20 protein-coding genes and 2 pseudogenes are annotated in these 25648 nt (G+C 66.7%); 12 read left to right on the top strand and 10 right to left on the bottom strand.

Features of this window, described 5'->3' with window-relative positions:
• Nucleotides 1-128: integrase core domain-containing protein (locus tag AC5P9F_RS19790; protein WP_146256670.1), on the top strand; the 128-nt coding region annotated here is incomplete at its 5' end.
• A gap of 261 nt (nt 129-389) precedes the next feature.
• A complete protein-coding gene (locus tag AC5P9F_RS19795; protein ID WP_197596716.1) occupies nt 390-2819 on the top strand; it encodes a DUF3772 domain-containing protein in 2430 nt (809 codons plus the stop codon).
• A 34-nt stretch (nt 2820-2853) separates the two neighbouring features.
• Here the strand turns inward: AC5P9F_RS19795 and AC5P9F_RS19800 are convergent, their stop codons facing one another.
• Together AC5P9F_RS19800 and AC5P9F_RS19805 are read right to left on the bottom strand one after the other, a co-directional pair.
• Nucleotides 2854-4959 (bottom strand): phosphoglycerol transferase I, encoded by a 2106-nt coding sequence (locus AC5P9F_RS19800; RefSeq protein WP_049395622.1) that lies wholly within the window; start codon nt 4957-4959, stop codon nt 2854-2856.
• A gap of 244 nt (nt 4960-5203) precedes the next feature.
• A pseudogene (locus AC5P9F_RS19805) lies at nt 5204-6850 on the bottom strand (ABC1 kinase family protein); the annotation flags it as partial.
• 207 nt (nt 6851-7057) lie between these two features.
• Here AC5P9F_RS19805 and AC5P9F_RS19810 point away from each other — a divergent pair.
• Nucleotides 7058-7984, top strand: a complete 927-nt coding sequence (locus AC5P9F_RS19810) for a DUF808 domain-containing protein (RefSeq protein WP_005411357.1) — start codon at nt 7058-7060, stop codon at nt 7982-7984.
• A 107-nt stretch (nt 7985-8091) separates the two neighbouring features.
• On the opposite strand, the gene AC5P9F_RS19815 is transcribed toward AC5P9F_RS19810, so the two are convergent.
• A complete protein-coding gene (locus AC5P9F_RS19815; protein ID WP_005411356.1) occupies nt 8092-9630 on the bottom strand; it encodes a GGDEF domain-containing protein in 1539 nt (512 codons plus the stop codon).
• 106 nt (nt 9631-9736) lie between these two features.
• Here AC5P9F_RS19815 and AC5P9F_RS19820 point away from each other — a divergent pair, with 106 nt between their 5' ends.
• The 3 genes from AC5P9F_RS19820 to AC5P9F_RS19830 all read left to right on the top strand — a co-directional run bounded on the left by AC5P9F_RS19820 (nt 9737) and on the right by AC5P9F_RS19830 (nt 11653).
• A complete protein-coding gene (locus tag AC5P9F_RS19820; RefSeq protein WP_172476275.1) occupies nt 9737-10372 on the top strand; it encodes a Rossmann-fold NAD(P)-binding domain-containing protein in 636 nt (211 codons plus the stop codon).
• A complete protein-coding gene (locus tag AC5P9F_RS19825; protein ID WP_164225497.1) occupies nt 10372-11079 on the top strand; it encodes a helix-turn-helix transcriptional regulator in 708 nt (235 codons plus the stop codon). Before AC5P9F_RS19820 ends, AC5P9F_RS19825 begins: the two co-directional genes overlap by 1 nt.
• Nucleotides 11080-11266: 187 nt before the next feature.
• Nucleotides 11267-11653 (top strand): VOC family protein, encoded by a 387-nt coding sequence (locus AC5P9F_RS19830; protein WP_062605500.1) that lies wholly within the window; start codon nt 11267-11269, stop codon nt 11651-11653.
• Between the two features lie 138 nt (nt 11654-11791).
• Here AC5P9F_RS19830 and AC5P9F_RS19835 read toward each other — a convergent pair whose 3' ends face one another.
• Genes AC5P9F_RS19835 through pdhA form a run of 4 tightly spaced genes read right to left on the bottom strand, consistent with a single transcriptional unit; the run spans nt 11792 to nt 15674 of the window.
• A complete protein-coding gene (locus tag AC5P9F_RS19835; RefSeq protein WP_053496443.1) occupies nt 11792-13180 on the bottom strand; it encodes a dihydrolipoamide acetyltransferase family protein in 1389 nt (462 codons plus the stop codon).
• A complete protein-coding gene (locus tag AC5P9F_RS19840; RefSeq protein ID WP_005411349.1) occupies nt 13177-13530 on the bottom strand; it encodes an SH3 domain-containing protein in 354 nt (117 codons plus the stop codon). The genes AC5P9F_RS19835 and AC5P9F_RS19840 overlap by 4 nt, the downstream gene beginning before the upstream one ends.
• 1 nt (nt 13531) lies before the next feature.
• Nucleotides 13532-14599 (bottom strand): alpha-ketoacid dehydrogenase subunit beta, encoded by a 1068-nt coding sequence (locus AC5P9F_RS19845; protein ID WP_005414714.1) that lies wholly within the window; start codon nt 14597-14599, stop codon nt 13532-13534.
• Complete coding sequence (gene pdhA / locus AC5P9F_RS19850) at nt 14592-15674, bottom strand: pyruvate dehydrogenase (acetyl-transferring) E1 component subunit alpha (protein WP_005411347.1); 1083 nt, start codon at nt 15672-15674, stop codon at nt 14592-14594. The genes AC5P9F_RS19845 and pdhA overlap by 8 nt, the downstream gene beginning before the upstream one ends.
• 335 nt (nt 15675-16009) lie before the next feature.
• Here pdhA and AC5P9F_RS19855 point away from each other — a divergent pair, with 335 nt between their 5' ends.
• The 4 genes from AC5P9F_RS19855 to AC5P9F_RS19870 all read left to right on the top strand — a co-directional run bounded on the left by AC5P9F_RS19855 (nt 16010) and on the right by AC5P9F_RS19870 (nt 20554).
• Nucleotides 16010-16885 carry a tryptophan 2,3-dioxygenase gene (locus AC5P9F_RS19855; protein ID WP_099530250.1) on the top strand — a complete coding sequence of 292 codons (876 nt, stop codon included), beginning with the start codon at nt 16010-16012 and terminating at the stop codon, nt 16883-16885.
• A gap of 181 nt (nt 16886-17066) precedes the next feature.
• A complete protein-coding gene (locus AC5P9F_RS19860; RefSeq protein WP_005411345.1) occupies nt 17067-18566 on the top strand; it encodes a peptide MFS transporter in 1500 nt (499 codons plus the stop codon).
• Nucleotides 18567-18585: 19 nt separating this feature from the next.
• Nucleotides 18586-19191: a thioredoxin family protein gene (locus AC5P9F_RS19865; RefSeq protein WP_100438964.1), complete on the top strand. Its 606-nt coding sequence runs from the start codon at nt 18586-18588 to the stop codon at nt 19189-19191.
• Nucleotides 19192-19414: 223 nt separating this feature from the next.
• Nucleotides 19415-20554: a hypothetical protein gene (locus tag AC5P9F_RS19870; RefSeq protein WP_005411343.1), complete on the top strand. Its 1140-nt coding sequence runs from the start codon at nt 19415-19417 to the stop codon at nt 20552-20554.
• Between the two features lie 102 nt (nt 20555-20656).
• Here AC5P9F_RS19870 and AC5P9F_RS19875 read toward each other — a convergent pair.
• Both AC5P9F_RS19875 and AC5P9F_RS19880 read right to left on the bottom strand, forming a co-directional pair.
• Nucleotides 20657-21655 (bottom strand): annotated as a pseudogene (locus tag AC5P9F_RS19875) (PDDEXK nuclease domain-containing protein); the annotation flags it as partial.
• Between the two features lie 135 nt (nt 21656-21790).
• Nucleotides 21791-22348, bottom strand: coding sequence for a MarR family winged helix-turn-helix transcriptional regulator (locus tag AC5P9F_RS19880; protein ID WP_080047716.1), 558 nt, complete (start codon nt 22346-22348; stop codon nt 21791-21793).
• Between the two features lie 66 nt (nt 22349-22414).
• On the opposite strand from AC5P9F_RS19880, the gene hppD reads away from it, so the two are divergent.
• Entirely contained in the window at nt 22415-23527 is a 1113-nt protein-coding gene (gene hppD / locus AC5P9F_RS19885) for a 4-hydroxyphenylpyruvate dioxygenase (RefSeq protein WP_005411340.1), read from the top strand.
• An 85-nt stretch (nt 23528-23612) separates the two neighbouring features.
• Complete coding sequence (gene hmgA, locus AC5P9F_RS19890; protein ID WP_005411339.1) at nt 23613-24911, top strand: homogentisate 1,2-dioxygenase; 1299 nt, start codon at nt 23613-23615, stop codon at nt 24909-24911.
• A gap of 84 nt (nt 24912-24995) precedes the next feature.
• On the opposite strand, the gene AC5P9F_RS19895 is transcribed toward hmgA, so the two are convergent.
• A complete protein-coding gene (locus tag AC5P9F_RS19895) occupies nt 24996-25532 on the bottom strand; it encodes a hypothetical protein (RefSeq protein ID WP_076739677.1) in 537 nt (178 codons plus the stop codon).
• Between the last annotated feature and the right edge of the window lie 116 nt (nt 25533-25648).

Genomic DNA, 25648 nt, shown 5'->3' on the forward strand with positions numbered 1-25648 from the left:
ACCAGCGCAATTCCGTGCTGACCCAATGGCTGCACCACTACAACTGGCACCGCCCTCACATGGGGATCGGTGGCCAGCCACCTATTTCCAGAGTCCTGCTGAACAACGTGGTGGGTTTACACAGTTAGTCGACTGCTCTTCGCTGGAAGCTGTGCAAAGCCCGCGCTGCGCGCGATAGTCGACTGACAGTCGACTCTACCCAGTCGCTTCGCCCGGCCACGATCACCCCGCCGCAATCGCCAGGCCGTCATCACCCAGCGGCATCACCCCGCCGCCATCAACCCGTCGAAGCCCCTATCCACGCTGGTGTAGTCCTCCGCGCCACCATCCGGCCTTTACCGTCTGTGCCGTATAGTCGCGCGCAGGCGCGGTGGTCCGCGCGAAACGGTGTGGCTGGCGTGTCTTCTTTCCTGCGATCGATCCGTGCACGGGGGGCCTGGCTGGCCCTGCTGCTGTGCACTGCCTTCCTGCTGTCCGCACCGGTGCTGGCCCAGGATGAGGACCCCACGCCGAAGCAGCAACTGGCGGACATCGATTCCAGGCTGAAGGAGGTCGAGCGCAAGCGGGGCGATGCAGAGGCCATCGAGACACTGGCGATGCTGTCCGAGAATGCCTCGCAGGCCCGGCGCGATGCCGAAGCGCTGGAGAAGGCGTTGCAGCCGCAGCTGGATCGAATCAGCGAACAGCTGGCGCAGCTGGGCACGCCTGCGGAAGGCACCACCGAACCGCCGGAACTGGCCGCGCAACGACGCACCATCACCAAACAGCGCGACGGCCTGGCCGCGTCGGTAGCGCAGGCCAAGGCCAGTGCCGTGCGTGCCCAGCAGCTGGCAGCCGACATCGACCAGCAGCGCACTGCGCAACGCGCCGAAGACATGGGGAAGAAGGTCGCCTCGCCGTTGTCTCCGGCGCTGTGGAGCAAGGTGGCCGAGCGCCTGCCGATCGATATCGCACGCGTTGCGCCGTTGGCCGAGCAGGGGCGCGATACGTTTGTTGCTGGTGTCCGGGCCAATGGCTGGGGCACGCCGTTGCTGGGCCTGCTGGCCGCGCTGGTGATGATGTTCCCGCTGCGGCTGTGGCTGCGCAGGCTGGGGCGGCGCTTTGCGGCGTCCGAGCGTGCGCCGGACGGTCGCCTGCGGCGATCCGGCCTGGCCATGTGGCTGCTGCTGGTCGGTACGCTGCTGCCCGGCTATGCCGTGGTGGTGCTGATGGCAGCGCTCGATGCGATCGATGCGATTGCGCCGCGCCTGCAGGTGGTGGCCGACGGCCTGGAGACGGCCACCTTCCGCGCCGCCTTCATTGCGGCGCTCAGCGCGTGCATGCTGGTACCCAAGCGTCCGTCGTGGCGGTTGCTGAATCTGGATGACACCGCCGCACTCAAGCTGCGCAAGTACGCGTGGGGCGCGGCGGCGCTGGCCTGGCTGAGCACGGTGCTGGTCGCCCTCGATCAGGCCACGCGTACCAGCGACGTCACCACGGTGGCGCTGGACGGCCTGATTGCGCTGACCTACCTCGGCCTGATCATGGCCATGCTGGTGACCCTGGCACGCCTGCATCGCCGGCAGACCGCCGAGGCCGAGGCCAAGCTGGAGGCACAGGCCGATGGCGTGGGCGCGGCCACGCCGGTGCGTCGCAGCAGCTGGCTGGTACTGGCCCGGGTAGCGGGCAACATCGCGGTGGTGGCGGCCATCATCGCCACATTGCTGGGCTACCTGAACTTCGCCAAGTTCGTGAACCAGCAGCTGATCGGCGGCAGCATCGTAGTGCTGGCCGCGACCCTGCTGTTCAAGTTCGTCGATGACCTGAGCACCTGGATGCTCAACGCCGACAGCAAGGTTGGCCAGACCATCCTGCTCAGCACCGGCCTGAGCGTATCGCGGCTGGAGCAGGCCGGTGTGCTGCTGTCGGCGGCGCTGCGTACCGTGGTTGTGTTGATCACGCTGCTTGCCCTGGTGGCGCCGTTCGGCAACATCGGCGCGGTGGTGGAGCGATTCACTTCACTGTTCACGACCGGATTCGATATCGGTGGCACCAAGCTGGCACCGGCGGGGATCGTGTTGGCGGTACTGGCGCTGCTGGCCGGCCTGGCGATCACCCAGCTGGTGCAGCGCTGGTTGACCGACACCTACCTGCCCAAGACCGAACTGGACCTGGGCGCACGCAACTCGGTCAGTACCGTTGCCCGTTACGTGGGCATCATCATCGCGGTGATCTGGGCGCTGTCGGCCATGGGCCTGCAGTTGAGCAAGCTGGCGTTGCTGGTCAGTGCGCTGTCAGTGGGTATCGGTTTCGGCCTGCAGGTGATCACCCAGAACTTCGTCTCCGGCTTGATCCTGCTGGCCGAGCGCCCGGTGAAGATCGGCGACTGGGTGAAGCTGGGCGACCAGGAGGGCGACATCCGCCGCATCAGCCTGCGTTCGACCGAGATCCAGGTGGGCGACAAGTCGACGCTGATCGTGCCCAACTCCGAGCTGGTCACCAAGACCGTGCGCAACATGACGATGGGCAACAACCAAGGCCGCATCCAGATCCAGTTCGCGGTGCCGCCCAGCACCGATGTCGGCAACCTGCGGCAGGCGTTGCTGGATGCGTACACCGCGCATACCAACGTGCTGAAGCAGCCGGCGCCGACGGTCTACATCGACAGCATTGCCGGTGGCCAGATCACCATCAACAGCTTCGCGTACGTCGCCAGCCCGCGGCAGGTCTACGCCACCCGCAGCGATCTGTACTTCAGCCTGCTGCAGATACTGGCGGAGCGGAACATTCCGCTGTCGACCCCGACCGATATCCACATCACCCGCGATCCGCAGGAGTAGGGGGTTTTTGCAGGGCGCAGCCCCGCAAAGAGCCCTACCCCCGCGGTCGGCCGCGCGAGGGCACCAGTGCGAACGTATCCACTGCCAGCTTCTCGGCATGGTTCAACCACGCGCGGATCTCCAGATCATCCACTTCGTGGTCCAGCCCGAACGACACGTTGATCTTGCCGTTGGCATCGGGCTGCACCCACTGCTGGGCCAGCACCACCTTGCGCTGCGAGGACACCGCCTCGATCCAGAAGCCACGATCCGGCCGCGTGCTCGCCACCAGCTGCAGCATGTACTGGCCGGCGCGGGTGCGGCGACCCTTCTGGGTGATCATGTGCGCCTGGCGCACGCTCGGGCGCGGGCCCTGGAATGCGTCCAGCGGTGCGTCCACGGCAATGCCGCCACGCAGGTCGTTGTCGCGGTACAGCTTGATGCCGTTGTCGCGGTTGACCAGCAGGGCGCACCAGTCGCCATCGGCCGAGCCGTCCTCGAACGCGGTGCAGCGGTCGACATAGGCCAGGGTGTTGTCCGGGTCGGCATCATCAAACTGGCGCGAGGTGTTCTCCAGATACACGGACTTCAGGCCCCAGTCCTTGTCGTACTCCAGCAGCACCGGCGGTTGCACGTGCTGCAGGCCGACCACCACCTGGTCGTCGCCGTCGATCTTCAGTTCGCGGGTCGGCTCACCCAGCCACAGCGAGCGGGCGAAGGCGAGGTACTGCGGGTAATCTCGGCCGCCATCACGCTGGGTGGCCACGCTGGCGCTGGGCGCGCGCTGGGTATCGATCAGTGAACGGCCAAAGCCCATCGTCTTCAGGTTCGGGTCCAGCAGGCTGAGCAGGGTCGCACCCGAATCCAGGGTGGTGCCGGCGTCGGCGCTGAGCTGCTGCGGGGCAATGCCATCGCCCAGGAAAAGCAGCAGGTTCTCGCGCTTCTGCCGGGTCAGGATGTGGGTCAGATCGTTGGGCATCGCCAGGTGGTCGGAGGCGATCACGATCAGCGTGTCCTTGCCGTACGGGCTGGCCTGGATGCGTTCGACCAGCTGCGAGATCAGCCGGTCACTGCACTTGAGCGCGTTGAGCATGTTGATGTTGCCGTACTGGCTCTGGTAGCGCTCGCCCTTGCACGACACCGGCAGGTGGCCCGCCGGGTGGTGGGTGTCCATGGTGAGCGTGGTGAGCATGAACGGCGAGCCGGCGCGCGAGAGCTGTTCGAAGCGCTGGTAGGCGGTATCCAGCAGCACGTCGTCGTGCACGCCCCAGGCGGAGTAGTGGATGCGTCCGATCTTTTTCTGCTGCTTGAACCAGGCGAGGTCATGCACTTCGTCAAAACCGTGGCTGGCCAGGAACTGGCCCTTGCCGGCGAACTGGCCGTTGGCCCCGCCCAGGTAATGGTTGGTATAGCCCTGCTGCTTCAGGTAGTCGCCCAGGCACACTGCCTTAGGCAGGAAGCTGCCCATCCGGTCCATGCTGTTCTCATCGCCCTGCGAGGTGGTCAGCGGCACGCCGCACATCGACGACACCAGGCCGGCAATGGTCCAGCCGCTGCCCTCGGCCGAGGCCAGGTTGCGCACGTCCAGCGACTCGGACGCCAGCCGGTTGAGATTGGGCATCAGGCCCGGGAATACGTTTTCGTCCAGGTAGGTGCGCTCCAGGCTCTCGCCGTAGATCCAGACGATGTTGCGCGGGCGCTGCAGCGGCTGCGTCGGTACCTGGTATTCGGGGGCGATGCGGGCGAAGTCGACCGGGCGCAGCTGCTGGTACAGGCGTTGGCCGTCGCGGGCCAGCGGGCTGATCATGATCGTGGCCACCCACACGGCCGCGAAGCCCGCGAACAGCGCGCCACCGTGGCCGGGCCGGCGCCAGCGCTTCACCCGCGTGGCGAACAGCGGCAGCAGCGAGACCAGCGCCAGCACGATGAAGCCGGCGATGTAGCCCTTGAAGTCGGAGACTCCGGCGCCTTCCATGTCGGCGCCGAGGTGGTACAGCGTGGCGGCGTTGAGCCCATCACCGGACAGCTTGTCGATCAGCCACCATGCGCTGAGCGTGAGCAGCAGCAGCGAGAACGCACTGGCCTTCCACCACACCCATTTGCCGGACGCGAGGAACAACCAGCACAGCAGCAACAACGACAGCAGCAGTATCCAGAGCATAGGCAGCTTCGGCAGTGACGGGGTGGTGGTGATGGACGTCGTACCGACGCGTGTCCATCCGACCGGCGCTGCCGCAAGCACATGCATGTGACAGACCGATGACCCGATAGTGCATGCACGAACCTGACTGAAATGTTTGTTGAAATGACGCGCGCGAAATCGCGCTCAGAAGGTAAAACGAGCGTGAAAGGCTTCGTTGGATTGCATTAAAAACCGCATGAATACGGGTGTTTTCGCAGATTCGCTAGCGATGCCCGCGCTCTTCGCGTGCCCGCGCGCGACGATCGAACAGCAATGCACTGGTCACGATGCCAAGGCCGAGCACTACGCCGATGAACAACAGAACCAAGGCGATGAGCGGGTAGCCGAACAGATGCCAGCCGGTGTCGATCTTCATCATCATCGCGGCGGCCATGATCAATGCCGCGCTGATGATGCCGGCTGCCACGCGGTTGGCGATCTTCTGCAGGTTCTCCATCAGCCGCGATTCTTCCAGGCCCGTCACCTTCATCTGCAGACGGTTCTCGGCCAGCAGCGCCATGATGTCCGACAGCTTGCGCGGCCCATCGCGCAGCAGCTGCTGCAGCTCCATCGCCTCGCTGGCGATGTTGGCTGCCGACAGGGACTTTTTCAGGCGCGCACGCATCACATGCTGCAGCTGGCGCTCGACGATGCGGCGGGTCTCCAGTTCGGGTGCCAGCAACCGGCATACGGTTTCCAGGTTGAGCAGCGCCTTGCCGAGCAGGCTCAGTTCCGGCGGGGTGCGCAGGCCGCAGGCGGTGGCGATGCGCACCATGTCCAGCACCACGCGGCCTTCGGAGAAACTGCCGCTGGCGGCGTAGCGCGCGATCAGCTGGCCGGTCTCGCGCAGGTAGCGCTCTTCGTCGAAGGCCTCCAGCCGCGTGCTGATGCTGATCAGATCGTCGGCTACTTCCTCGCCACGGCCATCGACTGCGGCGAACAGGATCTTCAGCAGCCGCTCGCGCAGGCGTGGCGGCATGTGCGCGACCATGCCCAGGTCGAAGATCGCCAGCCGTCCATCGGGCATCACCCGCAGGTTGCCGGGGTGCGGGTCGGCGTGGATCTCGCCGTGCACGAAGATCTGGTCCAGGTAGCCGCGGATCAGCGCCGCCGCCAGCGGGTCCATCGATTGTTCGGTGCGGCGCACGTCGGGAATCGCATCCACGCGCACGCCGGTGGCCAGTTCCATGGTCAGCACGCGCTGGCTGCTGTAGTCCCACAGCGGCTGCGGAATCCACAGGCGGCGGAACGGCTTCAGGTGTCGGCCGAAACGGGCCAGGTTCTCGGCCTCGGCGTGGTAGTCCAGCTCCTGCATCAGGGTCTTTGCGAACTCGTTGAGCCAGTCGCGCAGGCGCACGCGGCGGCCTACCTGGGTCAGGTGGTCGGCGGCCAGCGCGAAGCTGCGCAGCGCCTCCAGGTCCGAGCGAAGTTGTGCAGCCACTTCAGGCTTCTGCACTTTCACTGCCACCTGGCGTCCGTCGTGCAGCACCGCGCGATGCACCTGCGCGATCGAGGCACAGCCCAGCGGTTCGGGATCGAATGAGGCGAACAGCTTGTTCACCGGTGCGCCCAGCTCCTGCTCGACGATCGCATGGATACGCTCGACCGGAATCTCGGCCACCTTTTCCTGCATGCGCTCCAGGGCTGTGGCGAACTCCACCGGCACCATGTCCGGGCGCGTGGACAGCATCTGGCCCAGCTTGACGAAGGTCGGGCCCAGCGCTTCCAGATCGCTGACGAACTGTTCCGGGTTGCCGTCCGCGGGAACGTCGGCTGGATTGCCTGCGGCATCCAGGTTCATGCCCGAGAACACCCCTGAATGGCGATAGCGCATCAGCAGGCGCAGGATCTGGCTGCGCCGGTTCATGCCTTTGACCAGCGGAGGATTGCCATTGGCGGTGGGCGGATTGCTCAAGCGGAACTCCCATGCGACGAAGACAGGTAGCGCCGGCCACGGGCCGGCAATGTCCGGATTCAGCAGTGTCGCCGGGGGGCGGTGGGCACGCGGTGAATCCGACGTCTTCCGCAGTCCACACCGGATCGGTCAGAATCCGCTCATTCCCTCTCTGGACTTCCCATGGCCGGTGCCAGCCTGTTCGCCCTGCTCGACGATATCGCCACCCTCCTCGACGATGTCTCGGTCCTGACCAAGGTCGCGGCGAAGAAAACCGCCGGCGTGCTGGGCGACGACCTGGCGCTGAACGCGCAGCAGGTCACCGGGGTCAACGCCAACCGCGAACTGCCGGTGGTGTGGGCGGTGGCCAAGGGCTCGCTGGTCAACAAGGTGATCCTGGTGCCGGCAGCATTGGCGATCAGTGCGCTGGAGGCCTGGCTGCACAGCCGCGGCTGGAACGTGCCGCTGATCGTGCCGCTGATGATGATCGGCGGCGCGTTCCTGTGCTTTGAGGGCGTTGAGAAGCTGGCGCATCGGTTCCTGCACTCAGCCGAGGACGACGCCGAGCATCAGGCCGAGCGGCGCAAGGCGCTGGCCGACGCGCAGGTGGACATGGTGGCGTGGGAGAAGGACAAGGTGAAAGGCGCGATCCGCACCGACTTCATCCTCTCGGCCGAGATCATCGTACTGACCCTGGGCGTGGTCGCCACCGCATCGTTCACCAACCAGCTGGTCACGCTGGCCGTGGTTGCACTGGCGATGACGGTCTTCGTCTATGGGCTGGTGGCGGGCATCGTGAAGCTGGATGACGTCGGCCTGTACCTGTCGCGCAAGGGTGGGGCCGTGGCCGCCTTCGGTCGCGGCCTGGTGGCCTCGGCGCCGTGGCTGATGAAGTTCCTGTCGGTGGCCGGCACCATTGCCATGTTCCTGGTGGGCGGCGGCATCCTGGTGCACAACGTGCCGGCGCTGCACCACGCAGTACAGGCGATGGGCGGCGAGGGGCAGTGGGGCTGGCTGGTCAGCGCGGTGGGTAACATGGTGGTCGGCATCATCGCCGGCGCCATCGTGCTGGCGGCGGTGACCGGGTTCCAGAAGCTGCGCGGCAAGTAATCACCGGCGGGTCGCGAGGTAGAGGCCGACCTTGGTCGGCGCTTCGTTTGCCGCGCGCGCCAACCAAGGTTGGCACCTACCAAAGCGGTTCGCGACGGGCCGGACGGTCAGCCCGCCTGCACGCGGTTCTTGCCCTGTCGCTTGGCCGCATACAACGCGTCATCCGCACGGCGCAGCAAAGCCTCGGTATCGTCGCCCGGCTGCCATTGCGCCAGCCCGGCGCTGAAGTGCACCGGCACGCGCCGGTCCTGCACGGTCAGCACGCGGTGCGCCAGTGAGCGTTGCAGGCGCTGCACGGTGGCCATGCTGTCGGCACCCTGGGTTTCCGGCAGCACCAGCACGAACTCATCGCCACCCAGCCGTGCGATGCCGTCAGTGGCGCGCAGCAGCAGCCTGCAAACGGCCACCAGGTGCTGCAGCAACGCATCGCCACCGGCGTGGCCGTGCGCCTCGTTGGTCAGGTGGAAATCATCCAGGTCGATCACCGCCACGCCCAGCGGTGAGTTGTTGCGCGCAGCACGCGCCAGTTCACGCTGCAGCAGTTCGTCCAGGCCGCGGCGGTTCAGCGCCTGGGTCAGCGGATCGATGCGCGCCAGATCACCGGCGGCACGCAGTTCCTGCTCCAGCTCGGCAATGCGCTGTTCGGCGCGTTCCACTTCCTGCCGCGCATTGGCCAGGTGATCGCGGGCCTGCGCGGCCTGTTGCTGCACCTTGCCGGTGTCGCGCATCACGTCCTGCAGCAGCTGGTTGAGGTCGGCGATGCTACGCGCCTCGCGCAGCTGCAGTGCGTAGCTGCCGATGCGGTCGTGGTACTCGCCGGTGCTGGTGGCCATGCCATCCATGCGCTCGATGAACTCGCCCATCAACCCGCGCATGGCTGCCTTTGAATCGTCGATGCCCTGGCGCAGCAGGCCCTGCTTGTAGATCACTTCGCGCAGTTCGGCACGGGTGCGCTCGACTGCCTCGGCTTCCAGCGGCCCGTCCAGCAGCTGGCGCACCGCCGCGATCTGGCCCTGCAGCCAACTGCGGTCGTCCAGCAGCTCGCTCACGTTTTCCAACAGCAGCGCGAACAGTTCCAGCAGCAGCGCCTGCTGCTCCTGCCAGCTCTCGGCACGCACGCCGACCTGGTGCCCGAGTTCGCGCACGCCCTGTTCGATCGGCTCCAGTGCGGTACCCGGCTGCCACTGGCGCAGGCGCGTGGCCAGCGCCTGCGCTTGTTCGCGCAGATCCGGGTCGTGCTGCAGCAGGGCCACCACGGCGCCACCCAGCAGCAGCCGCAGCTGCTCGGACAGGCGCAGGCTTTCCGGCTGTCCGTCCGGCGAATGCTGTTCGATGGTGCGGATGTACTTGTCGATCAGCTGCCGCATCGCACGCCCGTAGCGCGGCCAATCGGCACTGGCCTGCGCCGACTGCAGGCGGTCGCCCATGTCACCCAGTTCGCCGGGCAGGGTGGCCATGCCGTTGGCGAAGGCGGCCAGCAGCGGTTCCGGCGCGTCGGCGCCGGCGAACAGCTGCTGCAGTGCCACGCCACCACCGCCCTGCAGTACCACGCGGTCGCCCAGCCCATCGTCCACCACCGCGCGCACGCGTGCCGGCGGCCCAAGGGCGGTACCGGGGGCAGGGCGATGGTCGGGCTGGTCCGTCATGGAGCGAATCCTGGGGGCTGGCAGGGACTGGTTCCAGCATATCGGCGCGGCCGCCGACGGCTTGAACGGCTAGGATGGGCGACAGGATGCCGCAGTGGAGGTGGTGATGCGCGTGATGTTGCTGGGGGCGACCGGCCTGGTCGGTGGGCTGACTCTGCCCAGGCTGCTGGACGACCTGCGCTGCAGCGCCGTGATCGCCCCGACCCGTCGTCCGTTGGGCGCAGCCCACGGGAAGCTGGAGAACCCGGTACTGGCCTTCGATGCGCTGCCCGCCGCAGCCGGGTGGGCGGGCGTGGACGCGGTCATCTGCGCGCTCGGCAGCACCATTGCCCAGGCTGGCAGCCGCGAGGCCTTCCATCGCATCGACCATGATTACCCGCTGGCGTTCGCCCGTCTGGCGCAGGCACAGGGTGCGCAGACCTATGTGCTGAATTCCGCAGCCGGTGCCGATCCGCGGTCGTCGATCTTCTACAGCCGGGTAAAGGGTGAATTGGAGCGCGATCTGCGCGCGCTGGGCTTCACCTCGTTGACCCTGGTCCGCCCAGGGTTGATCGGTGGCGAGCGCAACGAGGTGCGGCGCGGTGAGCGTCTCGCGCTGAAGGTGCTGGGCGTGCTGGGGCCGGTACTGCCGCGGGCGTGGCGGATCAACCCGGCCAGCGAGATCGCCAAGGCGCTGGTCGAGGCCGCGCTGGCCCCGCAACCGGGTGAGCACGTGGTGGCATCGAGCGCACTGGCCGGCTGATGTCACGTGCGCTGCGCCTGACCCAGCTTCAACAGCTGCTGCGCCGCCATCGGCGGCCGGTGGCCGGGCAGGTGCTGGCCGACGCGCTGGGTATCAGCCTGCGCACGCTGTACCGCGATATCGAAACCCTGCGCGAGCAGGGCGCCGACCTGCGCGGCGAGGCCGGCGTCGGCTACCAGCTGACGCCCAGCGACACCCTGCCGCCGATGACCCTGCCACCGGCCGAGATCGACGCACTGGTGCTGGGCCTGCGCTGGGTTGCGGCCCGTACCGAACCCGCGTTGGCCGAAGCCGCACGCGATGCCCTGGCGCGTATCGCCCATGTGTTGCCCGCAGCGCGGCGCGAGGCCCTGCGTGACAGTGGCCTGCGGGTGGGCCCTTCGCGTGCGGCGGCCAAGGTTCCCCCAGCTCGTCTGCAGGCCGTGCGAGAGGCTGTCGGTTCACAGCAGCGCCTGAAGTTCGGCTACGAGGACGCGCACGGCCAGCGCAGCGAGCGCATCGTCTGGCCGTTCGCGCTGGGCTACTTCGATGAGGTGCCGATGCTGGCGGCGTGGTGCGAGCGCCGCGAGGATTTCCGCCATTTCCGTCTGGACCGCATCCGCCAGGCGCGTGTGCTGGAGGATCACTACCTCGTGCCACGCGCCACCCTGCTGCGACGCTGGCAGAAGGCGCAGGGCATCGCGCCGGACTGGCTGGACCGTTCATAACAGAGCAACAGCCGGGAGCGGGGGGTAGAGTCGACTGTTAGTCGACTATCGCGCGCAGCGCGGGGTTTAGGCAGGTTGAGGGAAGAGCAGTCGACTAACAGTCGACTCTACCAACAGTCGACTCTACTGACAGAATCTGTCAGCAGGCTCGTTCCACCATGATTGCTCCCAACAACGGAGCTTCCCCATGTTCACGCCCAGCACCCTGCTGCAGTACGTGCGCGACGTCGCCGCCAGCGCCACCTTCTACAGCGGCATCCTCGGCAAGCCGCCGGTCGAGCAGTCGCCCGGCTTTGCCCTGTTCCTGCTCGGCGATGGCGCCGCACTGGGCCTGTGGCAGCGCGATGACGTGCAGCCGCCGGTGTCCGCGCAGGCCGGTGCCGCGGAGCTGGCGATGGTGGTGGCCAACCCGGAGGCTGTGCAGCAGATGCACGATGCGTGGCGCGCTCTTGGTGTGGAGATCCTGCAGGCGCCGGTGACGCTGGAGTTCGGCCATACTTTTGTCGGGGCAGATCCTGATGGCCACCGCCTGCGTGTGTACAGCCGCGCCGAGGGCCTGGTCGCGCGCGATTGATCGCCCGCATTGTGTAGATCCACGCCATGCGTGGATGGAGCGCGACGGAGCAGGCACAAAAAAACGCCGGGCAATGCCCGGCGTTTTCTCCAAGTCATGTGCCAACCAACGGTTGGCACCCACCGATCAGGTGGCCGATCAGCTGGCCAGCGCCAGGTCGTCCATCATTGCGCGCAGGAAGCGCGCCGCTTCGCCGCCGGTGGCCGCGCGGTGGTCGAAGGTGACCGACAGCGGGATCACCTTGTGCGCTTCCACGCCGCCCATCACCGGGGTCATCTGGTGGCGGGCACGGCCGGCACCGACGATGGCCACGCACGGCGGCACCACGACCGGGGTCGCGTAGCGGCCGGCGAACATGCCGAAGTTGGACAGCGAGATGGTGTAGCCGCTCAGTTCCGAGGCGGCGATCGAACGCGATTCCACCTGCTCGCGCAGGCGGTTGACGCCTTCGCGGATGCCACGTGCATCCAGCATGTCGGCATTGCGCAGGGCCGGCACGAACAGGCCGTCGTCGGTGTCCACGGCGATGCCGATGTCCACCTGTGCGTGCAGGGTGCGGGTCAGCGCTTCACCGTCGAACCAGGCGTTCATCGCCGGCACCTTCTGCGCGGCGACCACGATCGAACGCACCAGGCGCGCGGTGACGTCGTTGCCCGGCAGCCAGGCGTGGATGTCGGCGTCGTCGTTCAGCGTGGTCGGCACCACCTTGCTGTGCGCATCGGCCATCACGCGTGCCATGTTGCGGCGCACGCCCTTCAGCGGTTCCGGCTGGCCCTTGGCGACCACGCCCGGCGGCTGGGTGCGCATCGGCTTGCCGGCGGCGGACAGCGGGGTGCGGGCTTCGCTCTGCACCGGGGCAGACACCTGCGCCGGGGCCGGCGCGGCATAGGCAGCAGCGGCAACCGGTGCCGGAGCAGCGCCGAGCTTGGCGGTGCCGTTGGCGGCAGCCTGCTTGACGTCGGCCATGGTCACCGCGCCATCGGTGCCGGTAGCGGCCACGCGGCTCAGGTCCACGCCCAGCTTGCGCGCCATCGCACGCACGGCCGGCACGGCCTTGACGCCACCGACGGCCAGCGCCTGTTCGGCATGCACGGCATTGGAGCTCTGCATCGCGCCGACCACGGTACCGGCGTCATCGCGCTCGGCCGCGGCGGGCTTGGCCTCCTCGGCGGCAACCGGAGCGGCCGCAGCCGGCAGCGGCGGCGGGGTCGGTGCGGCCGCCGGTGCAGCGTGGCCATGGCTGTGGCCGGTGTCCTGGCCATCGGCTCGCTGCGGCAGGTTCGGGTCCAGTTCGAAGCTGGCCAGCACCGAGCCGGTCGGGATGATGTCGCCGGCACCGCCGGACAGCTTCAGCACCTTGCCGGAGAACGGCGAGGGCACTTCCACCACGGCCTTGGCGGTCTCCATCGAGACCAGCGGCTCGTCCAGCTTGATCACATCGCCTTCCTTGACGAACCACTCGACGATGGTCGCGTCCGGCAGGCCTTCGCCCAGGTCGGGCAGGTTGAAGTTCTTGGTCTGGCTCATTTGCAGTTCTCTTCCAGCAGTTCCAGTTCGCGGGCCGGCAGCCAACCCGTCGCGCCATTGGCGCGCTCGGACCACCACCACCCGCCGTGTTCGTGATGAAGCTTCACCATCTCGCCGCTTTCCACATCCAGCTCGCGGGCGTCGTAGTCGCACAAGGCTTCGGCGCGACCCTCGTCCAGCAGCTGCAACCAGGCGATGGGCGCCCATCCAGCGCGCCCATCGTTGGTGCGTACCCAGGCAAACGCCGGCCATTCCTCGTCACGGACACCTACTTCGACGATCTGGCCGGTGTGGAACCGGAGCGGGTTGGGATACTGGCTGCGGTAAGCCCCCAGAAGGCGGGCCCGCATGTCAGCCAGCCGCCACCGCGCGCTTGGCCGCAGCCACGATCCGCTCAACGCTCGGCAGGTACTTCATTTCCAGGCGGAAAAGCGGAATGTGGGTGTCGTAGCCAGTGACGCGCTCGACCGGGGCCAGCAGGTCGTAGATCGATTCCTCGGCCAGGCGCGCGGCGATCTCGGCGCCGAAGCCCGCGGTTTTCGGGGCCTCCTGCACGATCACGCAGCGGCCGGTCTTGGCCACCGATTCGGCGATGGTGGCGAAGTCCAGCGGACGCAGCGTGGCCACGTCGATGACTTCGGCACTGATGCCTTCGCCGGCCAGCTTGTCGGCCGCTTCCAGCGCTTCCTTCACCTGCGCGCCCCAGGTCACCAGGGTCACGTCGGTGCCGTCGCGCAGCACGAAGCAGACGTCCAGCGGCAAGGCTTCGCCGTCGTTGACGACCACTTCCTTGTACTGGCGGTAGATGCGCTTGGGCTCCATGTAGATCACCGGATCCGGTTCGCGGATCGCGGCCAGCAGCAGGCCATAGGCACGCTGCGGCGACGACGGCAGCACCACGCGCAGGCCCGGCACGTTGGTGAAGATCGCCTCGTTGGCTTCGCTGTGGTGTTCCGGCGCGCGGATGCCACCGCCCCACGGCACGCGCAGCACCATCGGGCAGTGCAGGCGGCCACGCGTGCGGTAACGCAGGCGGGCGGCGTGGCAGACGATATGATCGACCATCGGGTACATGAAGCCATCGAACTGGGCTTCGGCGACCGGCTTCATGCCCTGCGCGGCAAGACCAATCGTCAGGCCGGCGATGGTGGTTTCATCCAGCGGGGTGTCGAGGATGCGGTCCGAGCCGAAGCGCTGCTGCAGACCGGCAGTGGCGCGGAACACGCCGCCGTTGACGCCCACGTCTTCGCCCAGCACCAGCACCGACGGGTCGTGTTCCAGCTCCCAGGCCAGCGCCTGGGTGATGGCTTCGATGAGGGTGATCGGGGTGGTGGTCATGCTCTCTTCTCCGCGCGCGACCGCAGCGCTGTCGGCGGCGTTGGTGTGCGCGCCGGGCGCGCCGTTCTTGATCTCATCCATGGCGCTTCTCCAGGGCGATCGCCTGGGCACGCTGGGCCAGCAGGTCCGGCGGCGGATCGGCATACAGGAAGTCGAACATCGCCTCGACCGGCTGCACCGGCGTGTTGAGGTACAGGTTCACTTCCTCGTCCACGCGCGTGCCGCACTCGGCGACCCAAGCGGTTTCCTCTTCTTCGCTCCACACACCGGCATTGATCAGGTACTTGCGCAGGCGCAGCATCGGCTCGCGCTGCCAGGCATCCTTCACTTCGGCGTCGTCGCGGTAGCGGCGCGCGTCATCGGCGGTGGTGTGGTCGGACAGGCGGTAGGTCATCAGTTCCAGCACGGTGCCGCCGTCGCCGGCCAGCGCACGTTCGCGCGCCTGCTCCATGGCCGCCAGCACCGCGATCAGGTCGTTGCCGTCCACCTGCAGGCAGTGCAGGCCACCGGCCAGGCCCTTCTGCGCCAGTGTTTCGGCACCGGTCTGGGCCGAACGCGGAACCGAGATGGCCCAACCGTTGTTGACGATGCACAGGATCAGCGGGAGCTTGTAGGCGCCGGCCGAATTCAGTGCTGCGTAGAAGTCGGTCTTGGAACTGCCGCCGTCGCCGCACACCGCCACCGCGATCTGCGGTTCCTTGTTGAGCTTGAACTTCAGCGCCGCGCCTGCGGCATGCAGGCACTGGGTGGAAATCGGCACGCAGAACGGGAAGTCCTTGGCCGCGTTGCCGCCGTAATCGTTGCCGCGTTCGTCGCCGCCCCAGTACATCAGCACGTCGTGCGGGCGCACGCCACGCATGAACATCGCGCCATACTCGCGGTACGAAGGCGCGAACACGTCGTCCTTCTGCATCGCCGCGCCGATACCCACGTGCGCGGCTTCGTGGCCCAGGCAGGCGGCATAGGTGCCGAGCTTGCCGGTGCGCTGCAGTGCGATGGATTTGCTGTCGAACGTACGTACGAACAGCATCTGCTTGAACAGCGGTACCAGGACCTTGGGGTCGCGCAGCGACGCAGGCAGGTCATCGCGGACGAGTTTGCCGTCCGTATCCAGGTACTGCAGGTATTCGATCTTGAATTCAGCGGCAACCGTCATTGCGTACTGCACCTTCGACAGAGAAGTTACAAATGATATGAATCGCCATGTTAAGGAACGCGTACGGAATAGCCTTCCTGCGCCGCAACACGGGAATTCTCCGTTTTACCCCTGCCGGCGGGTGGGGGGCCAATAACAACAACGTATTCAGTCGTTGCTGCAAAGCATCAGAATACGCCTCTGGCTGACCGCCAGTACAACGGCCTGGACGGTTCCACGCGCAGGCCTAGGATCGGCCGATGCTCCACGGCCAACCGCACGCCCCGGTATGGACCCGGCGGCTGCCAGCGCGGCGGCAACGCGCTACCCTTGCCGCCCCCGATCTGGTCCCGCCCATGTCCGTCGACAACAACCAACGCGATCTCGAAGCCGGCATCCACACCGACCTGCAGGGACGCCTCACCTACGGCGGCTACCTGCGGCTGGACCAGCTGCTCAGCGCGCAGCAGCCGCTGTCCAGCCCGCCGCACCATGACGAGATGCTCTTCATCATCCAGCACCAGACCTCGGAGCTGTGGCTGAAGCTGCTGGGCCATGAGCTGCGTGCCGCAATCGGCTTCCTGCAGCGCGATGAAGTCTGGCAGTGCCGCAAGGTGCTGGCGCGCAGCAAGCAGGTGCTGCGCCAGCTGACCGAGCAGTGGTCGGTGCTGGAAACACTGACCCCTTCCGAATACATGGGCTTCCGCGACGTGCTGGGCCCGTCGTCGGGCTTCCAGTCGCTGCAGTACCGCTACATCGAGTTCCTGCTGGGCAACAAGAACGCGCAGATGCTGCAGGTGTTCGAGCACGACCCGGCCGGGCAGGCGCAGCTGCGCACCGTGCTGGAGGCGCCCAGTCTGTACGAGGAATTCCTGAAGTACCTGGCCCGCTTCGGCCATGCCGTGCCGGCGGTCTACGAGGCCCACGACTGGACCCAGCCGCACGTAGCCGACGACGCCCTGCAGCCGGTCTTCGAACGCATCTACCAGGACACCGACCGCTACTGGCGCGAGTACGCGCTGTGCGAGGACCTGGTGGACCTGGAGACCGCCTTCCAGCTGTGGCGCTTCCGCCACATGCGCACGGTGATGCGGGTGATCGGCTTCAAGCGCGGCACCGGTGGCTCGTCCGGCGTGGGCTTCCTGGCCAAGGCACTGGAGCTGACCTTCTTCCCCGAGCTGTTCCAGGTGCGCACCAGCCTGCAGGCCGCGCCCCCGGCCGAACAGACCTGATCCGTATTCAGCTTGGATCCCGGCCGGCGGCTGGATCGTTTCAGATGCAAGTTCAGCGAGCAGGCTGGCACCTGCCTCAAACGGCGTGTATTTGACGTGAACGCCAGAAGTCGGTGATCCTCGCGCGTTGCTCCAACTGCACACCGGACGTGCTCGTCATCCACCGAACCAGGAAATCCGCATGAGCGTAAACGCCACTGCGAACACCCCAGAGCCGGCGCTGCCGGACTTCAAGACCACGCTGGGCCACCCGCGCCCGTTGTGGATGCTGTTCATGACCGAGTTCTGGGAACGCTTTGCGTTCTACGGCATCCGCTGGGCCTTGGTGCTGTACATCGTCGCCCAGTTCTACAACGGCAGCGCTGCCGGTGAAGGCGACGCCAGCCGCATCTACGGCGCCTACCTGGCCCTGGTGTACGCCGCGGCGATCTTCGGTGGCTACGTGGCCGACCGGGTACTGGGCTACCAGCGCTCGATCCTGACCGGCGCGATCATCATGGCCGCCGGCCTGTTCATGATCTCGCTGCCGCAGGAGCACATCTTCAAGCTCGGCCTGGCCACGATCATCGTCGGCAACGGCCTGTTCAAGCCCAACATCTCGACCATGGTCGGCAAGCTGTACGGGCTGAAGGACGAGCGCCGCGATTCGGGCTTCACCATCTTCTACATGGGCATCAACATCGGCGCGATGATCGCCCCGGTGCTGACCGAGTACCTGGCCCGCAAGGTGTTCGGTACCGATGCGATGCCGTCCTACAAGGTCGTGTTCATCGCCTCGGGCGTGGGCATGCTGATCTCGCTGGTGTGGTTCTACATCGGTCGTGCCGGCCTGAAGGGCATCGGTGCACCGCCGGCCGGCGCCGAAGGTTTCGGCCGCATCATCATGGTGCTGGCCGGTGCCGTGGTCGCCATCCCGGTCGCGTACTTCCTGCTGGCCACCGGCGCCACCGCGCTGGCCTGGATCCTGGGTGCGATGTTCACCGCGCTGGCCGTCCTGCTGCTGGTCGAGGGCATCCGCGAAGGCAAGGTGCAGCGCGACCGCGTGATCGCCATGCTGATCATCTTCGCCTTCAACGTGATGTTCTGGATGTTCTTCGAACAGGCCGGCAGCTCGTTCACCTTCCTGGCCGAGAACATCGTCAACCGCCAGTTCGGTGACTGGACCTTCCCGACCGCGTGGTTCCAGTCGGTCAACTCGGTGGCGATCATCACCCTGGCCCCGGTGATCGCCTGGATCTGGGTGGCCATGGGCCGCGCCAATCCGTCCATCCCGCGCAAGTTCGGCCTGGGCCTGCTGTTCAACGGCGCCGCCTTCGCGCTGCTGATGTTCGCCCTGTCGCAGATGGTCGTGGACGGCAAGATCCCGTTCTGGACCCTGTTCATGGTCTACGTCATCCAGTCGGTGGGTGAGCTGTGCCTGTCGCCGATCGGCCTGTCGATGGTGACCAAGCTGGCCCCGGTGCGCCTGGTTGGCTTCGGCATGGGCGGCTGGTTCCTGTCCACCGGCATCGGCAACAACCTGTCGGGCATCTTCGCTGGCGTGGTCAGTGGTGAAGGCGGCATGACGGTCGAGTCGGCCCTGAAGGGGTATACCTTCGGGTTCTGGGCCCTGATCGGCTCCGGCGTGGTGCTGTTCCTGATCGCCCCGCTGATCAACAAGCTGATGCACGGCGTCAAGTAATGATGAGAGGGTAGAAGGCATGCGTAGCAAGCTCGGTACTGCGGCAGTGGTGGTCTGTGCGGCGCTGATCGGCGCCTGTTCCCAACCGCAACCGCCTGCCACCGCCGAGCCCACGCAGCCCCTGGATACCCGACCCACCGAGCCACCGGTCGCTGACCCCAGCGAACCGGTGGCCTCGGGCAACACCCCGGTGGCGGCAGACATCGCCGCCATCGCCGGGCTCGGTGCGCAGTTCGACCCGGCCCGCAACCCCGCCGATGACCTGGCCACCGCCAAGGTGGAAGCCCAGCGGGGCAAGAAGCGCATCCTGCTGGAGGTCGGCAACGCCGCCTGCGAGCGCTGCCGCGCGCTGGACGATGTGGTGGAAGGCAACGGCGACCTGCGTCGCTTCCGCGATGCCCACTACGTGTGGGTGAAGGTCAACGCCAGCGACGAGCAGCCCAACACCGCCTTCTTCGCCCAGTTCCCGGTGATGGAGCGCGACTACCCGCACCTGCTGGTGCTCGATGCCGATGGCGGACTGCTGGTGTCGCAGGCCACCGGCGAACTGCGCAGGGGCGAAGCCTTCCAGCCGGCACGGGTGAGCGCGTTCCTGAAACAATGGGCACCTGACAAAACGGAATAGGGGTAGTGCCGGCCGCTGGCCGGCAGGGGGTGGGCCGACCGCTGACCGCCATCCCGGGTGGGTGCCGACCGTTGGTCGGCACAGAAGTGCATCCACGCATGGCATGGATCTACTGTGGTTGCGGTCACATTCCCGGAATCGGCATCTCAATATCGCAACGCGCTCGCCGTTACCGGCAAGGACCTCAGTCGACATCCCGTCGATGCAACCTTCCGGAACGCCCATGCACAGCGACCACGCCGAACGACTGCCCGAACCCGCCAGTGAGTTGGCCGAGGGTGGAGCAGGCGAGGGCGTAACCTTGCCGCCGCAGGAGGCGCTGCTGGATGACACCGGAACCGGCGAGGCCACCGTCGACCTGGCACCGCCGCGCCATCGCCTGCCGCAGATCGCGCTGCCCGACAACGTGGTGCTGAAGGGGGCGGTGCAGAAGCTGGTCGAGCAGAAGTCCCGGCTTGATGCGCTGGCCGCCGACGGCCAGCTGGCCGGGCTGCTGCCACCAGAGTGGCAGGGGCACGGCGTGCGTGCGATCGAGCTGTCCACCTTCATCCAGGGCGTGCTGCCGTTCCTGCAACCTGGCGAACGTGGCGAAACCGCGCCCGCGCGCCTGCCGGTGCGCCACGTTCTGGGAGACGACAGCCGCTGGGGCCTGGACGATGTCGCCGAACCGAAATCGCTGGCCTGGTACCTGGCCAGCGACGAACGCGCCACCGCTGGCAGCAAGGACGTGGCCGAGGCCTATCTGGTGGGTGCGTTGGGACTGGCGTGGATGCAGGAAGGGCGCAGCCGCCCCGGCTTCCTGCGCGCGATGGGGCAGGACAGCCTGGCCGCGCGGGTGACCATGCTCGGCTACCCGCCGGCCAACGAACTGGCGCTGTACAGCGTCACCGCGCATGGGCAGCAACAGATCTGGTGCGTGCATGGCCGTCGTCGCATGCGCCCGCTGGTGGCGCCGTGGCTGAGCGTGCCGGTGCTGACCGCGTATGGCGTGCCGGCGCCGGTCGCGTGGCCGTCCAGTTTCCCGCCGGTGGAGGCCGTGGCCGAGCTGCTGGCGACCGCACGGCAGGGGCGCGCGCTGCCGGAAGTGGACCTGGCCAAGGCGGTGGCGAAGATCGCCGAGGACGCTGCCTCGGAAGCCTGGCAACCGGTCAGCCTGCTGCAGCTCAATACCTGGTCACCGCGTTGGCATTTCTTCCTGGGCACCTTCGTCGGCCTGCCGTCGCTGCTGCTCGTGGCGGCGGCGCTGGCGCTGCCGGGGGCGGTCGAAGCAGCCACGGTTGCGGCCTCGCTCGGCTTCGCCGGTGGTGCCATCGCGGCGCTCGCGGTGCCGTGGATCCATGCACGGCGCAAGCATCTGAGTTGAAGCATGAACGCCATCCGCGCGTGGCGTAGATCTACGGGAGGCCGGGCCCGCGGTCTGCAGCTGCTGCCGCGCCCGCTCCATGGCAGTCTGCAATCTTTGCTTGAGGACCTCACGGGAGGGCAGCGAGGTCAGGTACTCCGCAACATGGATGCCTGAGCGGTCCAGCTCCAGCAATTCAATCTGGCCCGCCTTCTTCCCTGTGCAGAGGATGATGCCCAACGGCGTCTGCTCGCCGTCCTCACGTTCGTACCGGTCCAGCCAGCGCAGATAGAGTTCCATCTGTCCCTTGTAGGCCGGCTTGAACTCGCCGATCTTCAACTCGATGGCAATTAGTCTGCGCAGGCGCCGGTTGTAGAACAGCAGGTCCAGGTGGAAGTCATCGCCGTCGATCTGGATGCGCTTCTGGCGGGCGACGAAACTGAAGCCCGTGCCAAGTTCAAGGAGGAAGCCCTGCATCTCGCGAAGGATCGCGGTTTCAAGGTCCTGCTCGTCCCAGCTGTCCTTGAGGCCAAGAAAGTCCAGTACGTAGGGATCACGCAGTACCAGCCCTGGAGACAGCTGCTGGTTGCCGCGCAGTGCCGCCAACTCTTCGGCGATGGTCTGCTCTGGCTGACTGGAGAGTGCCGTGCGCTCATACAGCATCGAATCGACGCGCTGGCGCAGCGTACGTACACTCCAGCCCTCGGTGGCGGCCATCTGTGCATAGAAGTCGCGCTTGAGTGGGTCCGCCAGTGGGATCAGCGCGATGAAATGGGTCCAGCTCAATTGTCGTATCAGCGATACGACAATCTGCTCGTCTGCAAATGCGATGGAGAACTGCACCATCCGGCGCAGGCTCTTCTCACCGAAGGATGTGCCGAACTCGGCAGACAGCGCCTTGGCGATCCGGGTGAAGAGAACCTCTCCGTAGCGCGCACGTCGCCCAGCCATCTGGTCCACATGGATGCGACGCCCGATTCGCCAGTACAACAGAGTGAGCTCGGCGTTGATGGTCCTGTGCATCCTGTTGCGCGCCGCGCAGATCAGCTCTCTGAGACACTTCAGGGCGGGATCTGCGGAAGGTGAATGCGTCCGATGGCATCGTTTGCGGTCGGTCCGCAGTCCGCCAAAGAGCGGGTCCCGTCAGATCAAAGGGAGCGGACGACAATCGCCCAGCCACTGTTCCGCTACCGGCCGGGGTCGGCACCCGCGACTTGGGGCCCAAAACGACTTAATCCCCTCCGTCCCCTTTTTCTTTCAGACTCCTTCGCCCATCCGCTCCAGGCCTTCGCCGGCCAGGCGCAGGATCAGCTTCTCCAGCACCTGCTCTTCCTCTTCGCTCAGCACCGACATCAGCTTGCGGGTGATCTCGATCACCATCGGCGCGATGGTCTCGTACACCTCGAAGCCGGCTGCCGACAGCGCCAGCACCGAGCGGCGGCGGTCGTCGCCGTGGGTCTCGCGCTTGATGAAGCCGCGCTCCAGCAGGCGGGCCACGGCGCGGCTGACCGCCACCTTGTCCATCGCCGTGCGGTCGGAGACCTCGCTGGCCGAGGAGCCCGGGTACAGCGCCAGGATGGTGATCACCCGCCATTCGGGAATCGCCAGACCGTAACGATCGCCGTATAGCTTGGCGATGTTGCCGCTGACCCGGTTGGACAGCACGCTCAGCCGGTACGGCAGGAACTGTTCCAGGTCGAGCAGGACGTGCGAGGAACGCAGGCGGGTCGAAACGGGATCGGCGGGGCTCATGTTGCGGTGCACCTTGCTGGTGGTTTCAAGTGTAACTATAAGGGGTGGGTCCAGACCCTGCATTCTCGCCGGGTCCCTACCTGCCCGCACCTGGTTTGTACCGATGCGGTACCGATTCGGAGCCACGCCATGAATACCGCAGTCCCGACCGCCTCGCATCCCAACCCCGGCATGCAGGTCACCACCTTCGAGAACCCGATGGGCATCGACGGCTTCGAGTTCGTCGAATTCGCCGCCCCGGCCGGCCGTGGCCAGGAGCTGCACGAGTACTTCCGGAAGATGGGCTTCAGCGCGGTGCTCAAGCACAAGCAGCGTCCGATTACCGTCTATCGCCAGGGCGACGTCAACTTCCTGGTCAATGAGGACCCCGATTCGTTCGCCGCCGACTTCGCCGAGAAGCACGGTCCGTGCGCCTGCGGCTTCGCCATCCGCTTCAAGAAGCCGGGCCAGGAGGTCTACCAGACCGCGCTGGGCAACGGCGCCGAAGCCATCGCCTTCAAGCCGGACAGCAAGGCGGTCAGCGCGCCGGTCATCAAGGGCATCGGCGACTGCATGCTGTACCTGGTCGATCGCTACGGCAGCGCCGGCAGCATCTATGACGGCGACTACGAGCCGATCGCCGGTGCCGACCTGCACCCGGTGGGCTTCGGCCTGACCTTCATCGACCACCTGACCCACAACCTGTATTTCGGCAACATGCAGCAGTGGTCGGACTACTACGAGCGCCTGTTCAACTTCCGCGAGATCCGCTACTTCGACATCAAGGGCCTGAAGACCGGCCTGGTGTCCAAGGCGATGACCGCGCCGGATGGCATCGTGCGCATCCCGCTGAACGAATCGTCCGACCCGAAGAGCCAGATCAACGAGTACCTGGACGCGTACAAGGGCGAGGGCATCCAGCACATCGCCTGCTTCACCGAGAACATCTACGAGACCGTCGAAGCGATGCGCGCGCAGGGCGTGGACTTCCTCGATACGCCGGAGACCTACTTCGACGTGATCGACCAGCGCGTGCCGAACCACGGTGAAGACGTGCCGCGCCTGGCGAAGAACAAGATCCTGATCGATGCCGATCCGGAAACCCACCAGCGCAAGCTGCTGCAGATCTTCACCCAGAACTGCATCGGCCCGATCTTCTTCGAGATCATCCAGCGCAAGGGCAACGAAGGCTTCGGCGAAGGCAACTTCACCGCACTGTTCGAGAGCATCGAGCGCGACCAGATCCGCCGCGGCGTGCTGTAAGGTCTGCAGGCAATGTCGGCGTCCCGCCGGCATTGCCTGTCCGAATGGTCGTGCCGGCCGCTGGCCGGCAATCTCTGGAGTTCCCATGTCCCCCGCCATCACCGCCCGCGGCTACCAGTCCGGCTTCGGCAACGAATTCGCCACCGAGGCCGTTGCCGGCGCGCTGCCGGTCGGGCAGAACTCACCGCAGAAGGTGGCCCACGGCCTGTACGCCGAACAGTTGACCGGCACCGCCTTCACCGCGCCGCGTGGCAGCAACCGCCGCAGCTGGCTGTACCGGATCCGCCCGGCGGTGACCCATGGCGAGTTCACCCCGTTCGCGCAGTCGCAGCTGCAGTGTGATTTCGGCGCACAGCCGGCTTCACCGAACCAGCTGCGCTGGAGCCCGCTGCCGCTGCCGGAGCTGCCGACCGATTTTGTCGAAGGCCTGTACACGATGGGTGGCAACGGCTCGCCCGATGCGCATGCCGGCGTGGGCATCCACTTATACGCTGCCAACCGCGACATGGTCGGCCGCTACTTCTACGACGCCGACGGCGAGCTGCTGATCGTGCCGCAGCTGGGCGCGCTGCGCCTGCTGACCGAGCTGGGCGTGATCGAGATCGAGCCGCAGCAGATCGCGGTGATCCCGCGCGGCGTGCGCTTCCGCGTTGAACTGCCCGATGGCCCCAGCCGCGGCTATATCTGCGAGAACTACGGTGCGCTGCTGAAGCTGCCCGACCTTGGCCCGATCGGATCCAACGGCCTGGCCAATCCGCGCGACTTCGAGACCCCGCATGCGGCGTTCGAGGACGTCGATGGCGATTTCGAGCTGATCGCGAAGTTCGAGGGTCGCCTGTGGCGTGCACCGATCGACCATTCGCCGCTGGACGTGGTGGCCTGGCACGGCAACTACGCGCCGTACCGTTACGACCTGCGTCGCTTCAACACCATCGGTTCGATCAGCTACGACCACCCGGATCCGTCGATCTTCCTGGTGCTGCATTCGCCCAGCGACACCCCGGGCACCAGCAACATGGACTTTGCGATCTTCCCGCCGCGCTGGCTGGTGGCGCAGAACACGTTCCGTCCGCCGTGGTTCCACCGCAACATCGCCAGCGAGTTCATGGGCCTGGTGCATGGCGCCTACGATGCCAAGGCCGAAGGCTTCGTCCCGGGTGGCGCCTCGCTGCACAACTGCATGAGTGGTCACGGCCCGGACGCGCCGACCTTCGACAAGGCGTCCAATGCCGATCTGTCCAAGGCCGATGTGATCAAGGACACGATGGCCTTCATGTTCGAGACCCGCGCAGTGATCCGCCCGACCGCACAGGCGCTGGCCGCCGGCCACCGCCAGGGCGATTACCAGCAGTGCTGGAACGGCCTGCGCAATAACTTCCGCTGACCCTAAAAAGGGGACGGAGGGGATTAAGCCGCAATCAGCACACGTGTGCCTGAAACGACTTAATCCCCTCCGTCCCCTTTTTCTTCAGGCGGGCTCGGCGAACGCGTCGCAGTGCTCCAACGGCAGCGCTTCCAGCAGGCGCTGGCGTACACGCTGGCAATAGCCCTCCGAGGCCAGCCCGGGCAGCATCAGCATCGCCGACTGCAGTCGCTGCAGCACCTCATCCTCCGCACGCGCCTGCTGCAGGTCGCGGAACAGCACCGCCGCCTGTGGATGCCGCTGCATTTCCAGGATGCCCAGCACGTAGATGCGCGCTGCCACCAGTGAGCGCCGGCGTTCGACCGCGGGTGCAGCAGGTGTGGCTGCCGGCGGCGTGGGCACCGGCGCCACCGCGGCTGCGGTCGACGGTGCTGGGGTCGTGGCGCCTGTGCCGGTGCTCAGGTACCCCGCCTGTACCAGCTGGATGACCATCGCCGGTGCTTCCTGGCCGAGCAGACCGGTCAGGTCGGCGACGGTACGCTGGCCGTCGCACAGGATCAGCAGCCGGCGCTGGCGCATGTCCAGCGGCGCGCGGTGGGCCTGCAGCGCGGTTCGGGCGAGATCGGTCTTGCGCGGTTGCATGGAAGGGACGGCCAGGTCGGTGCTCGCCGAGCCTGAACGAAGGCGATGAAACCGCGATGACAATGCAGCGCCTGCACACCGGATGGGCTAGCGTGCAGCCATCCTTGTGCCAGGGA

The sequence above is a fragment of the Stenotrophomonas sp. YJH_SMC_4 genome (assembly GCF_059371575.1).

Bases quoted from the DNA above. Each gene is read 5' to 3' on its own strand.
- hppD (WP_005411340.1), top strand. From the start codon at position 22,415: ATGAATACCGCAGTCCCGACCGCCTCGCATCCCAACCCCGGCATGCAG.
- AC5P9F_RS19835 (WP_053496443.1), bottom strand. From the start codon at position 13,180: ATGAGCCAGACCAAGAACTTCAACCTGCCCGACCTGGGCGAAGGCCTG.
- AC5P9F_RS19855 (WP_099530250.1), top strand. From the start codon at position 16,010: ATGTCCGTCGACAACAACCAACGCGATCTCGAAGCCGGCATCCACACC.
- AC5P9F_RS19845 (WP_005414714.1), bottom strand. From the start codon at position 14,599: ATGGATGAGATCAAGAACGGCGCGCCCGGCGCGCACACCAACGCCGCC.
- AC5P9F_RS19880 (WP_080047716.1), bottom strand. From the start codon at position 22,348: ATGCAGGGTCTGGACCCACCCCTTATAGTTACACTTGAAACCACCAGC.
- AC5P9F_RS19825 (WP_164225497.1), top strand. From the start codon at position 10,372: ATGTCACGTGCGCTGCGCCTGACCCAGCTTCAACAGCTGCTGCGCCGC.
- AC5P9F_RS19865 (WP_100438964.1), top strand. From the start codon at position 18,586: ATGCGTAGCAAGCTCGGTACTGCGGCAGTGGTGGTCTGTGCGGCGCTG.
- AC5P9F_RS19830 (WP_062605500.1), top strand. From the start codon at position 11,267: ATGTTCACGCCCAGCACCCTGCTGCAGTACGTGCGCGACGTCGCCGCC.
- AC5P9F_RS19800 (WP_049395622.1), bottom strand. From the start codon at position 4,959: ATGCTCTGGATACTGCTGCTGTCGTTGTTGCTGCTGTGCTGGTTGTTC.
- AC5P9F_RS19895 (WP_076739677.1), bottom strand. From the start codon at position 25,532: ATGCAACCGCGCAAGACCGATCTCGCCCGAACCGCGCTGCAGGCCCAC.
- AC5P9F_RS19820 (WP_172476275.1), top strand. From the start codon at position 9,737: ATGCGCGTGATGTTGCTGGGGGCGACCGGCCTGGTCGGTGGGCTGACT.
- AC5P9F_RS19815 (WP_005411356.1), bottom strand. From the start codon at position 9,630: ATGACGGACCAGCCCGACCATCGCCCTGCCCCCGGTACCGCCCTTGGG.
- pdhA (WP_005411347.1), bottom strand. From the start codon at position 15,674: ATGACGGTTGCCGCTGAATTCAAGATCGAATACCTGCAGTACCTGGAT.
- hmgA (WP_005411339.1), top strand. From the start codon at position 23,613: ATGTCCCCCGCCATCACCGCCCGCGGCTACCAGTCCGGCTTCGGCAAC.
- AC5P9F_RS19810 (WP_005411357.1), top strand. From the start codon at position 7,058: ATGGCCGGTGCCAGCCTGTTCGCCCTGCTCGACGATATCGCCACCCTC.
- AC5P9F_RS19840 (WP_005411349.1), bottom strand. From the start codon at position 13,530: ATGCGGGCCCGCCTTCTGGGGGCTTACCGCAGCCAGTATCCCAACCCG.
- AC5P9F_RS19870 (WP_005411343.1), top strand. From the start codon at position 19,415: ATGCACAGCGACCACGCCGAACGACTGCCCGAACCCGCCAGTGAGTTG.
- AC5P9F_RS19860 (WP_005411345.1), top strand. From the start codon at position 17,067: ATGAGCGTAAACGCCACTGCGAACACCCCAGAGCCGGCGCTGCCGGAC.